This window comes from Pseudoxanthomonas broegbernensis (genome assembly GCF_014202435.1).
GTDB lineage: Bacteria > Pseudomonadota > Gammaproteobacteria > Xanthomonadales > Xanthomonadaceae > Pseudoxanthomonas > Pseudoxanthomonas broegbernensis.
Map to the genome: position 1 here is coordinate 350736 of NZ_JACHGU010000003.1, position 15976 is coordinate 366711.

The 15976-nt window shown below is 70.7% G+C and carries 10 protein-coding genes; 4 read left to right on the forward strand and 6 right to left on the reverse strand.

Going from position 1 to position 15976, the window contains the following annotated elements; translation table 11 throughout:
- Positions 1–8: 8 nt before the first annotated feature.
- From HNR76_RS08520 to HNR76_RS08535, 4 genes are all read right to left on the reverse strand, one after another.
- A complete protein-coding gene (locus HNR76_RS08520) occupies positions 9–1628 on the reverse strand; it encodes a gamma-glutamyltransferase (protein WP_162309674.1) in 1620 nt (539 codons plus the stop codon).
- A 28-nt stretch (positions 1629–1656) separates the two neighbouring features.
- A complete protein-coding gene (locus HNR76_RS08525) occupies positions 1657–3387 on the reverse strand; it encodes a gamma-glutamyltransferase (protein ID WP_211373153.1) in 1731 nt (576 codons plus the stop codon).
- A gap of 78 nt (positions 3388–3465) precedes the next feature.
- Positions 3466–6288: a TonB-dependent receptor gene (locus HNR76_RS08530; RefSeq protein WP_162309675.1), complete on the reverse strand. Its 2823-nt coding sequence runs from the start codon at positions 6286–6288 to the stop codon at positions 3466–3468.
- 295 nt (positions 6289–6583) lie between these two features.
- Positions 6584–7360: a GntR family transcriptional regulator gene (locus HNR76_RS08535; RefSeq protein WP_162309676.1), complete on the reverse strand. Its 777-nt coding sequence runs from the start codon at positions 7358–7360 to the stop codon at positions 6584–6586.
- A gap of 146 nt (positions 7361–7506) precedes the next feature.
- Here HNR76_RS08535 and HNR76_RS08540 point away from each other — a divergent pair, with 146 nt between their 5' ends.
- The 4 genes from HNR76_RS08540 (at position 7507) to HNR76_RS08555 (ending at position 13177) form a co-directional block, all read left to right on the forward strand.
- A complete protein-coding gene (locus HNR76_RS08540; protein ID WP_162309677.1) occupies positions 7507–8520 on the forward strand; it encodes an SIS domain-containing protein in 1014 nt (337 codons plus the stop codon).
- A 16-nt stretch (positions 8521–8536) separates the two neighbouring features.
- Positions 8537–9391, forward strand: coding sequence for a PfkB family carbohydrate kinase (locus HNR76_RS08545; RefSeq protein WP_162309678.1), 855 nt, complete (start codon positions 8537–8539; stop codon positions 9389–9391).
- 79 nt (positions 9392–9470) lie between these two features.
- The gene (locus tag HNR76_RS08550; RefSeq protein WP_162309679.1) at positions 9471–11525 is read left to right on the forward strand and encodes a hydantoinase/oxoprolinase family protein; all 2055 of its coding nucleotides are present in this window, start codon (positions 9471–9473) and stop codon (positions 11523–11525) included.
- The gene (locus HNR76_RS08555) at positions 11522–13177 is read left to right on the forward strand and encodes a hydantoinase B/oxoprolinase family protein (RefSeq protein WP_162309680.1); all 1656 of its coding nucleotides are present in this window, start codon (positions 11522–11524) and stop codon (positions 13175–13177) included. Before HNR76_RS08550 ends, HNR76_RS08555 begins: the two co-directional genes overlap by 4 nt.
- Positions 13178–13325: 148 nt before the next feature.
- On the opposite strand, the gene HNR76_RS08560 is transcribed toward HNR76_RS08555, so the two are convergent.
- Positions 13326–14981 carry a serine hydrolase gene (locus tag HNR76_RS08560; RefSeq protein ID WP_162309681.1) on the reverse strand — a complete coding sequence of 552 codons (1656 nt, stop codon included), beginning with the start codon at positions 14979–14981 and terminating at the stop codon, positions 13326–13328.
- Positions 14982–15135: 154 nt separating this feature from the next.
- Positions 15136–15723, reverse strand: a complete 588-nt coding sequence (gene dcd, locus HNR76_RS08565) for a dCTP deaminase (RefSeq protein ID WP_162309682.1) — start codon at positions 15721–15723, stop codon at positions 15136–15138.
- Positions 15724–15976 lie beyond the last annotated feature (253 nt).

Consider the following 15976-nt stretch of genomic DNA (forward strand, 5'->3'; position numbering starts at 1 on the left):
GCGACGCGTCAGTAGCCTTCGACGCTGCCGCAGCGACGCGGATCGGCGCACGAGGCCAGGCGGCCGCTGTCCGGATCCAGGGTGATCGCTTCGAAGTTGCCGGTCAGCGTGCAGCGCGGGTGCACCAACTGGTGCCAGAGCCGCCGCTTCCGGGCCCAGGCCAGGAACGCGTCCTGCATCGCCGGGGCGAAGTCGGATTCGAGCGTATTGCCCCGCTCCCAGCCGTGGGCCGGGTTGTGCGGCCGGGTGCCGAAGCGCGGCTGGTGCACCGAGGCCTCGATGTCCATGCCGAAGTCCATCAGGTTGACCAGGTTCTGCAGCACGCAGGCCACCAGCGATACCGAAGGCGAGCCGGAGACGATGGCCGGCCGGCCGTCGCGCAGCACGATGTTCGGCGCCAGGTAGACCGTGGCCTTGGCGCCGGGCTGCGGCAGGATGCGCTGGAAGAACGAGCCGCCGCCGGAGAGCTGGAATCCTTCGGCGAACAGGCCGTTGGCCCAGCCCGAGGCCATGTGCGAATGGGTGCAGCTGGCGATGTTGCCGTCCTTGTCGACCACCGCCAGGTGGATGGTGCCGGGCGTGGGCAGCACCGTGCCGGCGGCGCGCGGCTCGCGCACCCGCATCAGCTCGAAGCGCTGCGCCGCGTACTCCTTGGACAGCAGGATGCCGGTCTCCACCGGCGCGGTGTCCAGGTCGCCCTGGCGCGGCGGTGCGTAGTAGACCTCGTCGTGTACGCGCATCAGCCACTGCAGCGTCTCGAACGACTCCGAGGCCTGGCCCAGCCGGGCCAGGTCGACGTGCTCGAGCAGGTTCAACGCCTCGATCAGCATCATCCCGCCGTCGTCCGGCGCCGGCGAGCCGATCAGGGTGTAGCGGTCGCGATAGGTGCCCTGCACCGGGCGCTGGAACAGCGGCTGCGCCGACAGGAAGTCCTCCGGCACGATCACCCCGCCGCCGCGCCGGCACTCGGCGCTGAAGGCGCGGGCGAAGCCGCCGGTGTAGTAGTCCATGCCCTCGTCGCGCAGGCGCTCCAGGGTGCGCGCCACGCGCGCCTGCACCACGGTCTCGCCCTGGGTCAGCAGGTGGCCCTGGGGCCAGAACACCTCGCGACCCTGGGGGTGGACGCCGATGCCTTCCTGGCGCCCGTACATCACGCCGTACAAATACGGATCCATCGGGAAGCCCTCGCGCGCCACCTCGATGGCGTCGCGCATCAGCCGCGCGCGGTCGCGCGTGCCCCAGCGCCGGCGCGCGGCCTCGAACGCCGGCCACCAGCCCGGCACCGGCACGCCTCGGCCGCTGTACAGGTCGGCCCCGCTGAAGCCGGGCAGTTCGGCCAGCGGCGCGCTGACGTTGCCGTTGAGGTAGGTGGCCTCGCCGCTGGCGGCGTCGCGGTAGAGCAGGCTCAGCCCGCCGGTGATCGAGGTCATGTGCGGCTCGGTCACCAGTTGCATCGTCGCCGCGGCCAGGATCGCGTCGCAGGCGTTGCCCCCGTCGCGCAGCACGTCCAGCGCCGCGCGGGTGGCCAGCGGGTCGGAGCTGACCACCAGTGCGTTGTCCGCCTCCACCCGCCGCTTGTGCCCGAAGCGGGCCTGCGCCATCAGCGCCTTGCGTTCGTCGGCATGCATCGTCGTATCCCGTTGTCCTATCTCAGGTTCACAGTCCCATGGCCACGCCGGCCCGGCGCGGGTCGGCGCAGGCCGACAGGCGTCCGCTGTCCGGGTCCTGGACCACGGCCTCGAAACCGCCGGTCAGCGACGCCCAGGGCTGGACCAGCTTGTGCCACAGGCGGCGCTCGCCGGCCCAGGCCAGGTACTGCCGCTGGATGCCCTCGGAGAAGCCGCATTCGAGGATGTTGCCGCGCTCCCAGCCGTTCTGCGGATTGTGCGGGCGGGCGCCGAAGCGCGGCTGGTGCACGCTCTGGCGCACGTCCATGCCGAAGTCCATCAGGTTCACCAGGTTCTGCAGGACGCAGGCCACCAGCGACACCGAGGGCGAGCCGGAGGCGATCACCGGCGCGTCGCCGCGCATGACGATGTTCGGCGCCAGGTAGACCGTGGCCCGGGCACCGGGCTGCGGCAGGATGCGCTGGAAGAACGAGCCGCCGCCGGAGAGCTGGAAGCCTTCGGCGAACAGGCCGTTCTCCCAGCCGCCGGCCATGTGCGAATGGGTGCAGCTGGCGACGTTGCGGTCGCGGTCCATCGCCGAGATGTGGATGGTGCCCGGGGTGGGCATGACCCGTCCGGTGGGATGCGGATCGCGCTGCGACATCAGCTCGAAACGGCGCGCCGCGTATTCCTTGGACAGCAGCAAGGCGACGTCCTCCGGCGCGGTGTCCAGGTCGCCCTGGCGCGGCGGCGCGTAGTAGACCTCGTTGTGCACGCGGATCAGCCACTGCAGGGTCTCGAACGACTCCGAGGCCGGGCCCAGCCGGGCCAGGTCCACGTGCTCGAGCAGGTTCAGCGCCTCGACCAGCATCATCCCGCCGTCGTCCGGCGCCGGCGAGCCGATCAGGGTGTAGCGGTCGCGGTAGCTGCCCTGCACCGGGCGCTGGAACATCGGCCGGTAGGCGCGCAGGTCCTCCGGCACGATCACCCCGCCGCCGCGCCGGCACTCGGCGCTGAAGGCGCGGGCGAAGTCGCCGGTGTAGTAGTCCATGCCCTCGTCGCGCAGCCGCTCCAGGGTGCGCGCCACGCGGGCCTGCTTCAGCGCCTGCCCCGGCATCACCAGGTAGCCGTCGGGCCAGAACACCTCGCGCCCCTGCGGATGGATGCCGATGTTGTCGGCGCTCCCGCTGTAGCTGGCGAACAGGCGCGGATCGACCGCGAAGCCCTCGCGCGCGATGTCGATGGCGTCGCGCATCAGCCGCGCCCGGCCGATGCGGCCCCAGCGCTGGCGCGCGGCCTCGAACGCGGGCCACCAGCCCGGCACCGGCACGCCGCGGCCGCTGTACAGGTCCGCGCCGCTGAAGCCGGGCAACGGCGCCAGCGGGGCGTTGACGTTGCCGTTGAGATAGGTCGCTTCGCCGCTGGCGGCGTCGCGGTACATCATGCTCAGGCCGCCGGTGATCGAGGTCATGTGCGGCTCGGTGACCAACTGCACCATGGCCGCGGCCAGCACCGCATCGCAGGCGTTGCCGCCCTCCCGCAGCACCTCGATGCCGGCGCGCGTGGCCAGCGGGTTTGAGGTGACCACCATGGCGCCGTCGGCGGTGGCCATCTGCTTCGGGCCGGGATGAGCATCCAGGCCGTCCAGGCCGCGGCGGCGCGGCGCGCGTGCCAGCGCAGGCAGCGCGGCGCCTGCGGCGGCGCCCAGGCCTGCTGCGGCGGCGCCGGCCATGAAGCGGCGGCGGCCCGTGGCGTCGGGAAGGTCGTTGCGGTCGGTCACGGACTTCTCCGGAAAATGGGGATACGGACGAACGTTTGCGGCCGCCGCCCCTTCCGGAGCGGCGGCCGCCGGCGTGCCTCACTCGAACGCGAAGCTCATCCGCGCGTAGACGAAGCGCCCGATCACGTCGTAGGTGCTGTAGTCCACCGCGAAGCTGTCCATTTCCTTGTCGAACAGGTTGTTCACGCCCAGGCTGAAGGTCGCGTTCCAGGGCGCGTAGTGCCAGGCGCCGGACAGGTCCACGTAGTTGTACGCCGGGACCTTGTACTTGCACACCACGCCGCCCTGCGGCGTATCCACCACAGAGCGGCTGCCGTCGCAGTGCGCGCCGCTGGCGGTGTCCAGGTTGTCGACGTAGACGTGCGACACGTAGCGGTGGACCAGCGCCGCGCTGAAGTCGCCCTGCGACCAGTTCAGCGTGGTCCGCGCGCGGTTGCGGGCGAAGTTGCCCAGGCCGCCGGAGTCCGAGCCCTTCCACTTGCCGGCGTAGCCAACCCGCGTGCCGGGCTGGTCGGACACGGCGGTGTAGTCGTAGGAGTCCAGGTAGGTGCCGTCGAAGCTGAGCTGGAAGTGGCCGAAGCGCGTCTGGCCCAGCGTCCAGTGCAGCCCGAGGTCGACGCCGCGGGTCTCGATGGCGCCGACGTTGGCCAGGGTGTTGTCGATGTTGACGATGTTGCCCTGGGCGCCGCGGGTCACCAGCGAGCAGTACGACGGCAGCCCGGCGCGGTAGCACAGGTCCAGGATGGTCTGCGCGCCCGGGGCCACGATGGCGTCCTCGATGCGGTACTGCCAGAAGTCCAGCGAGACCGTCAGCGGGGTGTAGAACGAAGGGTTGTAAACGAAGCCGACATTGGTGGCCCGGCCCGTCTCCGGCTGCAGGCTCGGGTTGCTGCCGTTGGTGGCCGGCGGCTGTTTCTCGCCGATGAAGCCGGCCGGCACGCCCGAGCACGCCCCCACGCCGGCGGCGGCGCCGGAGCACGGGTCGTTGACCGTCGGCGTGTCGCCGGTCTGGCCGCCGTAGAGGTCGTCGATGGTCGGGGCGCGGAAGATGTCGGCGTAGCTGGCCCGCACCAGCAGGTCGGCGTACGGGCGCCACTCCAGGCCGAGCTTGGAGTTGGTGGTGTCGCCGAAGCTGGAATAATCGGAGTAGCGCACGCCGGCGGTGAGGTTCAGCGCCTGCGCGAACGGCTTGTCGGCCAGCAGCGGCGCGCTGAACTCGGCGTAGACCTCGTTCACGTCGTAGCTGCCGCGCGAGGGCGCCTCGGGGGTGGCGTCGACCATCTTGTTGGCCAGCAGGTAGTCCGGCTGGAAGTCGGACTTCTGGCGCCGATACTCGTAGCCGAACGCCGCGCCGACCGGGCCGGCCGGCAAGTCGAACAGGTCGCCGGTGATGTTGGCCAGGAAGTCGGTCTGCTCGCCGTCGTACAGGTTGATCAGGGTCGGCGAGAAGGCCTGCAACTGCTCGCGGGTCAGCGGGCCGAACACGTTCAGCGGGGTGCAGTTGGCGATCGCCGCGCCCGGAGCGCCGCAGCGCGCGACGCCGTCGGCGTCGAGGAACGACGTGCCGATCGCGTTCTGCAGCGCCGGCAAGTAGATGCTGCCGGTCTTGGTGATGCGTTGCTGCTGCTTGGCGTAGGTGAAGGCCGTATCCCAGTCGAAGCGGCCCAGCCGGCCGCGCAGGCCGGTGGTCACCTGGACGTCGTCGCGGTCGTAGGTGCGCACGCGCGGGCCCAGGTCGACCAGGCGGATGCTGAAGTTGCTGATGTCGGTCCCGAACGGGTTGTAGATGCCCGCGCCCGAGGCGACCACGCCGTAGTTGCCCGCCAGCAGCGGGTCCGAGGCCAGGGTCGAGTCCGAGCGGGTGTGGGTGTAGAAGCCGTCCGCGAAGAAGGTCACCGAGGGGGAGAGGTCGTAGCTGCCGTTGAGGAACAGGCTGTAGCGGTCCTGCGGCGTGCTCAGCTGGGTCTCCCCGGCGTACTCGTAGGTGTCGTTGCCCTCACCCGAGGCGATGTAGCAGCGGAAGTCGGCGGCCGAGGCGCCGGCGGCGCCGTCGCGGCGGGTCAGATAGACCGTGCTGGCGGTGTTGCCGGCGTTGCCGCAGTCCAGCGACGGGTCCAGCGCCGCGGCGGCGGCGCGCGGCACGGCGAAGCGGCCGTTGGGGATGGTCGAGGAACCCGCGAAGACCGGCTTGCCGTAGCTGAGCGACTGGCTCACCTCCGACCAGTCGCGGTCGGTGCGCCACATCGCCTTCTGCTTGCCGTAGTTCAGGCCGCCGACGAAGGTGCCGCGGTCGAAGGTCTTGCCGAAGGTCAGCTGGTAGCTCTGGGTCTGGGCGTCGCCCTTGTCGCTGGCGCCGTAGTAGGCGCTGACCTCCACCCCGTCCACGTCCTGGCGGGTGATGACGTTGACCACGCCGGCGATGGCGTCGGAGCCGTACACCACCGAGGCGCCGTCCTTCAGCACTTCGATGCGCTGGATCATGTTGGCCGGCAGGGCATTGACGTCGCCGGCGTAGTAGCGCACGCCATTGAGCAGGATCAGAGTACGCTCGCTGCCCAGGCCGCGCAGCGAGACGGTCGAGGCCCCGGTGCCGCCGTAGGAGTTGTCGGCGGTGGTCATGCCGGCGCCGGCGATGTTGGGCAACTGCTGCAGCAGTTCGCCCACGGTCATGTAGCCGGACTTCTCGATCGTCTGCCGGTCCATGGTGAAGACCGGGTTGGCGGTTTCCGCGTCCACGCGGCGGATGCGCGAGCCGGTGACGGCCACGGTTTCGAGCTGGGTGGGCTGTTCCGCGCCCGGGGAGACTTCCTGTTGCTGGGCCTGCGCCGCGGCCGGCATGCCGCTGATGGCCAGCATGCACGCGGCGGCCAGCAGACCGAGCCTGGGGGTCGTTGCACTCATGGGTACGCTTTCCTCTCCTCGCATAGACGTCAACGCCAGTCCGTCGGGGAGACGGCTGGCACGGCGCCGGTTTCTGTTGGGAATCCGTTCGTCGCGGCGCCGGTGGATTCCGGCGACGCGTATACCAATTGACGATTCTGGTAGACCGGCTCGACCCAGAAGCGTGCAACAAGAGTTACACTGGTCTAGACCAATATGCAAGCGGCATAGCACCAATTCTTAACACTGGTGGACCCAGTGCGATCGAGGGAGGCAGGGAGGGAGGCGCCGCGGCGACCCGCGCGGCGCGAGGACCTCAGCCGGTCATCTCGGCTTTGGAGGTTTTGAACATCACCAGGCCCGGATGGTTCACCGAGCGCATGTACTCGATCGGCCGGCCGCGCTCGTCGCACACCTCCAGCCGCAGCAGCAGGCAGGCCGAGCCCGGCGGCAGGCCGAGCAGCCGGGTTTCCATCTGGCTGCCCGCGGCCACGGAGATCTGGCGCTCGCCGGTGACCGTGCCGATGCCGTAGCGCTCGCGCAGCAACCCGTACAGGGACTGCCCCGCCATCAGGTCCTCGGCCGCCAGCCCCGGCACCAGGTCCAGCGGGATGTGGCTGGTCTCGATGCAGCACGGGGTGTCGTTGACCGTCCACAGCCGCCGGAACATCACGATCTCGCTGCCTTCCTTGATCTGCAGATGCTCGGCCACTTGGGTGCTGGCGCGGGTCTGCTCGAAGTGCAGCAGTTTGTTGCCGGCCACGCTGCCGCCGCTCTGGATGATCCGGGTGATGCCCAGCGACGTGCGCGCATCGATCGGCCGCATCACCCGCGGCATCGGGATGCGGGTACCGCTGGTGCTGTTGCGCTCCAGCAGCCCCTGCGCCACCAGCCCGTCGATGGCCTTGCGCACCGTCATCCGGTTCTTGCCCAACTGCTCGGCCAGGGCGCGCTCGGAGGGGATGCGGTCGCCGGGGCCGTAGTCGGGCCCCTGGATCATCTCCAGGACGAAGCCCTGGATGGCGCGGTAGGCGGGGACGGAATCGTCCAGGACGTAGGACGGCAGGATCGTGCTGGAGGTGTCTTGGGTCATGGCCTGTCGAGGATCAAAGGTGGCTAACCATCGCAGATTCCGGAACGGCAAAGCCAGCCCCGGCTCGAATTGCCTGTTGTACTTGGTCGATGCAATTGGTAGGCTCCACTTCGTTATTGGTATATACCAACGGAGAGCAGTACATCATGGCATCGGAAGTGAATCGCAGCGCCATCCTGTCCGGACTGGCCCATACCGTATCGACCTTGCCGGAGGCGATGGCGCTCGGCCGCAGCCTGGCGAACGAGGTGGACCGCGTCTACTTCGTCGCCCACGGCTCGGCCAACCGCGCCATGCAGGGCATGCAGTACTGGATCGAGCATTTCAGCCCCAGCCTGGAAGTGCGCCGCTACTTCCCCTCCGAGCTGATGGCCCAGGATCCGCCGCGTCTGGACGAGCGCACCCTGGTGTTCCTGGCGTCCAAGTCCGGCACCACGCCCGAGACCGTGGCCGCGGCCGAATACCTGCGCGGCAAGCCCTGCCGCACCGTCGGCTTCACCCTCAAGGGCGACAGCCCGCTGGCGGGACTGGCGCAGCGCGGCTTCCTGGCCGGCGACACGGGCGAGTCGTTCGTGGCGCTGTTCATGCTGATGCAGTCGGTGATCGGCGGCATCCTGGCCGAGCGCGACGGCTGGCCGCACGCCGACGAGCTGCTGTCGTCGCTGGCCGCCCTGCCCGGCGCGATCGCCGACACCGCCGCCGCCAACGACGCGCGCGCGCTGGAGGACGCCAAGACCTACCAGCACGACCGCAACCTCTACCACGTCGCTTCCGGCCCGGGCTTCACGCCGGCGTACGTGTTCGGCGTGTGCATCCTGATGGAGATGCTGTGGCTGCACAGCTACCCGATCGAGGCGGCCGAGTTCTTCCACGGCCCGTTCGAGATCGTCGACGAGACCACGCCGCTGATCCTGATCCTGGGCGAGGACCCCAGCCGCCCGCTGATGGAGCGCGTGCTGCGCTTCTGCGACAAGAACGCCAAGCGGGTGATGGTCTACGATTCGCGCGACTACGAGATGAAGGGCATCGCCCCGGCCATCCGCCCGATCGTCGCGCCGTACGTGCTGCAGGCCGCGCTCAAGCGCCTGTCCGAGCACCTGTCCGACCTGCACGGCCAGCCGCTCAGCACGCGCCGGTACATGTGGAAGACCGAATACTGAGCCAGGCGTGACGACCATGGGCAACCCGCACCGCATCCTCGGCATCGGCGACAACACCGTCGACACCTACGTGTCGTCCCGGACCCAGTACCCGGGCGGGAACACGGTCAACGTGGCCGCCCTGGCCCGCCGGCTCGGCGCCCGCAGCGCCTACCTGGGCTGTGTCGGCGACGATGCCGGCGGGCGCCTGGTCCGCGACGCCCTCATGGCCGAGGGCGTGGACGTAACACGCCTGCGGGTGCGCCCCGGCGAGAACGCGCGGGCCTTCGTCGTCCACGACCAGGGCGACCGCCGGTTCCTCGGTTCCCACCCCGGGGTACGCGCGCAGTACCGGCTGACCGACGCCGACTTCGACTACGTGGCCGGCTTCGACCTGGCCCACAGCAGCGTGTACAGCGGGCTGGAGGCGGAACTGCCGCGCCTGGCGGCCGCCGCGCAGCGGCTGTCGTTCGACTATTCCAACCGCTGGGACGAGGCGATGCTGCGCGACACCGCGGGCCTGTTCGACGCGGTGTTCCTCTCCGCCGCCCACCTGCACGAGGCCGCTTGCCGGGTGCTGCTGGAACGCTGCATCGGCCATGGCGCGCGCTGCGCGGTCGCCACCCGCGGCGCGGCCGGTGCGCTGGCCATCGATGCCGCCGGCCAGCTCCATGCCCAGGGCGTGTTTCCCGCCGAGGCGGTCGATACGCTCGGCGCCGGCGACGGCTTCATCACCGCCTTCCTGCTGGCCCGCCTCGACGGCCGGCCGCTGCCGGACTGCCTGGAGGCCGGGGCGCGCTTCGGCGCCCGGGTCTGCGGCTGGCACGGCGGTTTCGGCCACGGCCGGCCCTGGGAGGGCGAAGGCGCCCACCACCTGGAGCGCGCGCCATGACCGCCTCCCCTCCCTTCCCTTCGCACATCGCGGCGCGCGGCGCGCGGCGCTCCCTTCCCCTCTTGCTCAAGGTCATCGCATGAATTGGCGAATTGGCGTGGATTCCGGCGGCACGTTCACCGACGTGTGCCTGTTCGAAGAAAGCACCGGGCGCACCGAGATCTGGAAGGTCTCCTCCACCCCGGACGATCCCTCGCGCGGCATCGCCCAGGGCGTGGCCGAAGCCCTGGAGCGGGTGGGCGCCACGCCCGACGCGGTGAGCTATTTCGGCCACGGCACCACCGTGGGCACCAACGCACTGATCCAACTGCGCGGCGTGCCCACCGGCCTGATCACCACCGACGGCTTCCGCGACCTGCTGGAGATCGGCCGCCAGAAGCGCCCCGACCTGTACGACCTGCAGGCCGACAAGCCGCCGGTGCTGGTCGCCCGCGACCTGCGCCTGGAAGTGCCCGAGCGCGTGCGCCACGATGGCAGCGTCGAGACCGCCCTGGACGAACGGGCCGTGCGCGAGGCCGCGCGCGCGCTGCGCGAGGCCGGGGTGCGCTCGGTGGCGATCAGCTTCCTGTACGGCTTCGTCCGCCCCGAGCACGAGGAGACCGCGCGCCGCATCGTGGCCGAGGAATTCCCGGAGGCCTTCGTCTCCACCTCCTCCGAGGTCGCGCCCGAATTCCGCGAGTACGAGCGCATGTCCACCACGGTGGTCAACGCCTACCTGGGCCCGGTGATGGAGCGCTACATCCGCCGCCTGGGCGACCGCCTGGCCGAGCTGGGCCTGAAGGCCGCGCCGCACCTGACCCAGTCCAACGGCGGGGTGATCGGCTTCGAGCAGGCCTCGCGCCTGCCGGTGCGCACCGTCCTGTCCGGGCCCAGCACCGGCGTGGTCGCCGCGCAGGCCATCGGCGAACAAACCGGGTTCGGCAACCTCATCACCTTCGACGTCGGCGGCACCAGCAGCGACGTGGCCTTGATGCAGGACGGCCGCTGCGCCCTGGCCAGCGAGGCGGTGGTGCACGGCTACCCGATCAAGGCGCCGATGCTGGACATCCACACCGTCGGCGCCGGCGGCGGCTCCATCGCCTACGTCGACAACGGCGGCCTGCTCAAGGTCGGCCCGCGCAGCGCCGGCGCCGATCCCGGACCGGTGTGCTACGGCCGCGGCAACGACGAGCCCACCGTCACCGACGCCAACGTGGTGCTGCAGACCCTCAACCCCACCCACCTGCTGGCCGGGCGCATGCCCATCGACCGGCAACTGGCGGTGGATGCGGTCGCCCGCCTGGCCGACCGCCTCGGCCTGGGCACGATGGAGACGGCCCAAGGCATCCTGTCGGTGGTGATCGCCAACATGGCCCGCGCCATCCGCGTGATCAGCGTGCAGCGCGGCCACGACCCGCGCGACTACAGCCTGGTCGCCTTCGGCGGCGCCGGCCCGCTGCACGCCGCGCGCCTGGCCAAGGAATTGGAGATGTCGCGGGTGATCGTGCCCCTGACCCCGGGCATTCTCTGCGCCACCGGCTTGCTGCTGACCGACCTGCGCGCCGACTTCGCCGGCAGCCTGTTGCGGGTGCTCGATGCCGGCGCCGCCGCACCGCTGGAACAGGCCTTCGCCGCGCTGAACGCGCAGGCCCAGGCCTGGTTCGAGGAGGAGAGCATCGCCGCGGCCGACCGCGGCCTGGCGCGCTCGGTGGACGTGCGCTACCTGGGCCAGAACTACGAGATCGCCGTGCCCGTGCCCGAAGGCTCCATCGGCCCGGCCGCGCTGGAGGCCATCGCCGCCCGCTTCGCTGCCGAGCACGAGCGCCTGTACGGCTTCTCGGCCAAGGACGATCCCATCCAACTGGTGACCTGCCGCGCCGGCGCCACCGGCGCCGTGCGCAAGGCCGCCTTCCAGCCGCAGCCCGACGCCGGCCCCGACCCGTCGGCCGCGCGCGTCGGCCAGCGCCAAGTCTGGATGCCCGAATACGGCGATTTCGTCGACTGCCCGGTCTACGACCGCGCGCGGCTGGCCGCGGGCAACCGCATCGCCGGCCCGGCCATCGTCGAGCAGATGGACACCACCACCATCGTGCTGCCCGGCATGACCGCCACGGTCGAGCCCTACCTCAACCTGATCCTGGAGTTCGGCGCATGAGCACGTCCACCGCCACCACGCGGGTCCCGGTCGACCCGATCACGGTCGAGGTCATCGGCAGCGCCCTGTCCTCCATCGTCGAGGAGATGGGCGAAGCGCTGGTGCGCGCCAGCCACTCGGCCAACATCAAGGAGCGGCGCGACTGCTCCACCGCGCTGTTCGACACCGCCGGCCAGGCGCTGTGCCAGGCCGAGCACATCCCCATGCACCTGGGCAGCTTCCTGGGCATCATCCCGCACATCCTCAAGCGCTACGCGCCGGAGGAGATCCGCGCCGGCGACGTGTTCATCGGCAACGACGCCTACGAGGGCGGCGCCACCCACCTGCCGGACATCGTGATCGCCGAACCGGTGTTCTTCGAGGGCGCGCTGGTGGCCTGGGCGGTCAACACCGCGCACCACGCCGATTTCGAGGACCGCGGCCACGCCCACATCTACCAGGAAGGCCTGCGCATCCCGCCGATCCGGCTGTACCGCGCCGGCGTGCTGCAGGAGGACCTGCAGGCCCTGTTCCTGCTCAACTGCCAGGTGCCGCGCGAGCGCATCTCCGACCTGCGCGCGCAGATGGCCGCCAACCGCCTGGCCACCGAGCGCCTGGGCAAGCTGTGCGCCAAGTACGGTCGCGACGTGGTGCTGTCGGCAGGCCAGGAACTGATGGACTACGCCGAGCGCAAGATGCGCGCCGGCATCGCCGCCATCCCAGACGGCACCTATAGTTTCAGCGACCGCTTCGACAACCCGGCCTTCGACGGCGAGATGACCTTCGAATGCAGCGTCACCGTGGCTGGCGACGAGATGAACCTGCATTTCGACGGCCCCGACCAGGTGCGCGCCGGACTGAACATGGTCTACACCGCCCTGCTGTCGACCGTGTACTACGCGGTCAAGACCGTGGTCGATCCCACCATCCTGCCCAACGGCGGCCTGGCGCGGCCGCTGCACGTGACCGCGCGCGAAGGCAGCCTGCTCAACTGCCGGCACCCGGCGGCGGTCAACGGCCGCATCGCCCCCTGCCAGCGCATCGTCGACCTGGTCCACGGCGCGCTGGCGCAGGTGGTGCCCGAGCGGGTGACCGCGGCCGGCAACGGCGCGGTGGCCTCGGCCACCTTCGTCGGCACCCGCCCGGACGGCGAACTGTGGGTGTACCTGGAGACCATCGGCGGCGGCGCCGGCGCGCGCGCCACCAAGGACGGCCTGGACGGCGTGCACGTGCACATGACCAACACCTCCAACCTGCCGGCCGAGGCGCTGGAGCAGGAATACCCGCTCACCCTGCTGCGCTACGAGATGGTGGACGGCTCCGGCGGCGCCGGGCGCTGCCGCGGCGGCATGGGCCTGCGCCGGGTCTACCGCGCCGAGCGCACCTGCCGGGTCAAGGTGGACGGCTCGCGCATGCGCAGCCAGCCCTGGGGCCTGGCCGGCGGCCTGCCCGGCGCCAGCGGCGGCTACGCCTTCAGCGAAGGCGTGCAGGTGGAGAACGGCATCGCCGAACTGCAGCCGGGCGACCAGGTGACGGTGATCACCCCTGGCGCCGGCGGCTACGGCCCGCCTTCCGAGCGCAGCCGCGAGGCGGTGATCCGCGACCTGGCCGAGCGCCGGATCGACCGGGACACCGCGGGCCGCATCTACGCCGCGCAGTTGTCGCAAGCCTAGCGTTCCCGGCACGGTGCCGCGGGGGTCCCCTCCCCCATCCTCCGCGGCACCGCTGCCTTTTCCTGCGCTTCCGCGTCCGCATGCGGGCGGTCATCGGCGCTCGATAGCCGGCCGGCCTTCGATTCGCCGCCGACCTCGAGCGAACGCTTCATCGCGGCCTGAGGCGCAGGTCCTGGAAGTCGAAGCTGAAATCGGTCAGCTCCGAGGCCGGCTCCATCCGCACCTCGTCGACGCGGCCGTCCGCGTCCAGCACGAAGGTGACGAGGGCGTCGCCGTTGAGCGTGCGCTCGTCCCAGCGCGCCAGGAAGGTGTCGTGCTGCCAGTGCTGCAGGGCCCCGGTCAGCAGCGGCGTGCGGTCGAAGCGCATCGCCAGGCCCGCCTTGCCTTGCGTCACCTCCACGTCGCCGTACCAGGCATCGCGGTACGTGCCCGCATAGGCGGACAGCGGCAGCGACGGCCTGGAGCGTGCGTCGCGCGCCGCCACGCGCGCCGCCCAGGCGTTCTCGGCCTTTTTCCGTCCCTTGTCCGCCGCGGCCGCATAGGCGGCGACCCAGTCGGTGCGCTCGGCCGGCGCCAGGTAGGCGTCCAGCGCCTGCATGGTGATCGCGTTGAAGGCCGCGCCCGACTCCTGGTTGGTCAGCACCACCACGCCCAGGCCAAGCTCGGGCACCAGGGTCACCCGCGAGACCATGCCGGGCCAGCCCCCGGTGTGCCAGACCAGCTTGCGGCCGCGATGGCTGGACACGATCCAGCCCAGGCCGTAGCCGAGGAAGGCGGGTACGGCCGGCGCCAGTTCGGGCACCGCCGGCGCGGCGATGTTCATCGGCGAGTGCAGCGACCACATGGCCTTTTGCTGCCCCTCCGAGAACAGCCTGCGCTGGTTGCCTTCGGCGTCGGCGTAGATGCCGCCGGCCAGTTGCGCCTTCACCCAGCGCGCCATGTCGTGCGCGCTGGAATAGAGGCCCCCGGCCCCGGAGGCGTTGTGCCAGGTCAGCGCGAAGGTCGGCTGCAGGCGGGTGAAGTCGGCCCTGGCATGGCCGGTGGCCGCCGGGTCGCCGGGTCGCAGCGCGTCGGCGTTGAAGCGCGTGCCGTCCATGCCCAGCGGATCGAAGAAGCGCTGCTGCAGGAACTGCGCGTAGGGCTGCCCGGCGACCTTCTCGATCACCAGCGTGGCCGCCGCGTAGAGGATGTTGTCGTAGGCGTAGCGCTCGCGGAAGCCGGCCTTCAGCGGCACGTCCTTGAGCCGGCGCACCACGTCCTCGGTGCCATAGTCGCTGCCCGGCCAGAACAGCAGGTCGCCCGCGCCCAGGCCCAGGCCGCTGCGGTGGGTGAGCAGGTCGCCGATGCGCATCTGGCCGGTGACGTACGGGTCGGCCATGCGGAACCACGGCAGGTGGTCGATCACCCGGTCGTCCATCGAGAGCCTGCCCTCGTCGGCCAGCATCGACAGCGAGGCGGCGGTGAACGCCTTGGTGTTGGAGGCGATGGCGAACAGCGTGCGCGCGTCCACCTTCTCCGGCTTGCCCAGCGCGCGCACGCCCCAGCCGCGCTCCAGCACCACCTGGCCGTCCTTGACGATGGCCACCGCGATGCCGGGCACCTCGAATCGCGAGCGCACCCGTTCGACATGCGCATCGAACGCGGCCGGGTCGAACGGCACGGACGCCGCTTCCGCGATGCAGGACGCGCACGGCGCATCGCCGGCCACGGCCGGCAGCGGCGCCAGCGACGATAAACCGGATACGAGCAGCAGGCCGGATACGAGCAGGCTGCGGAGGAGCCGCGGGCAGGAAGACGGGCGCATGCGGTTTTCCCTGAGGCGCAAAGCCCCGATTCTAGGCGCAACCGTGGATTCGCAGGCGCCGGGCCCGCATGCGGAACGTTCCTGGGCCCGGAGGCGGTCGCCGGCCGAAGCCGGCTCTACGACAGGGGCGTGCGAGGGCGCCGCCATACCGCGCTCAAGTGCGCGGCAGGGTCACCCCGGTCTGGCCCTGGTACTTGCCGCCGCGATCCTTGTAGGAAGTCTCGCACACGTCGTCCACATCGGACTGGAAGAACAGCATCTGGGCCACGCCCTCGTTGGCGTAGATGCGCGCCGGCAGCGGCGTGGTGTTGCTGAACTCCAGGGTCACGTGCCCTTCCCACTCGGGTTCGAGCGGGGTGACATTGACGATGATCCCGCAGCGCGCGTAGGTGCTCTTGCCCAGGCATACCACCAGCACGTCGCGCGGGATGCGGAAATACTCCACCGTGCGCGCCAGGGCGAAGCTGTTGGGCGGGATGATGCACTCGTCGGCCTCGATGTCCACGAAGCTCTTGGGGTCGAAGCGCTTGGGGTCGACGATGGTCGAGTTGATGTTGGTGAACACCTTGAACTCGCGCGAGCAGCGCACGTCGTAGCCGTAGCTGGAGGTGCCGTAGCTGACGATGCGCTGGCCCTGACCGCCGCCCTTGTCGGAGAACTTGACCTGGCCCGGCTCGAACGGCTCGATCATCCCCTGCTGCTCGGCCATGCGGCGGATCCAGCGGTCGCTCTTGATGCTCATGCGGTGTCCTGTGCGGCCGTGCGGCCCGGATCGCAGGATTCTAGCCGAGCCCGCAACCTTCCTTGTAGCCGGGTTCGAGCAGCGGCCGCCATGCCTGCGCGTTTGTCCCCTCGCGAATCGGCCGTGGATCGCCGGCCGGAGCCGGCTCCCGCGAAAGGCGACGGCGGGCGGGAATGCGGGCATTCCGGCGCGATGCCTGCAACCGCTTCCCGTGCCGGCGCCTCGCGTCCATGGGAGGCGCAGGCCGGCCCGG

Bases quoted from the DNA above. Each gene is read 5' to 3' on its own strand.
- HNR76_RS08520 (WP_162309674.1), bottom strand. From the start codon at position 1,628: ATGCATGCCGACGAACGCAAGGCGCTGATGGCGCAGGCCCGCTTCGGG.
- HNR76_RS08530 (WP_162309675.1), bottom strand. From the start codon at position 6,288: ATGAGTGCAACGACCCCCAGGCTCGGTCTGCTGGCCGCCGCGTGCATG.
- HNR76_RS08535 (WP_162309676.1), bottom strand. From the start codon at position 7,360: ATGACCCAAGACACCTCCAGCACGATCCTGCCGTCCTACGTCCTGGAC.
- HNR76_RS08540 (WP_162309677.1), top strand. From the start codon at position 7,507: ATGGCATCGGAAGTGAATCGCAGCGCCATCCTGTCCGGACTGGCCCAT.
- HNR76_RS08545 (WP_162309678.1), top strand. From the start codon at position 8,537: ATGGGCAACCCGCACCGCATCCTCGGCATCGGCGACAACACCGTCGAC.
- HNR76_RS08550 (WP_162309679.1), top strand. From the start codon at position 9,471: ATGAATTGGCGAATTGGCGTGGATTCCGGCGGCACGTTCACCGACGTG.
- HNR76_RS08555 (WP_162309680.1), top strand. From the start codon at position 11,522: ATGAGCACGTCCACCGCCACCACGCGGGTCCCGGTCGACCCGATCACG.
- HNR76_RS08560 (WP_162309681.1), bottom strand. From the start codon at position 14,981: ATGCGCCCGTCTTCCTGCCCGCGGCTCCTCCGCAGCCTGCTCGTATCC.
- dcd (WP_162309682.1), bottom strand. From the start codon at position 15,723: ATGAGCATCAAGAGCGACCGCTGGATCCGCCGCATGGCCGAGCAGCAG.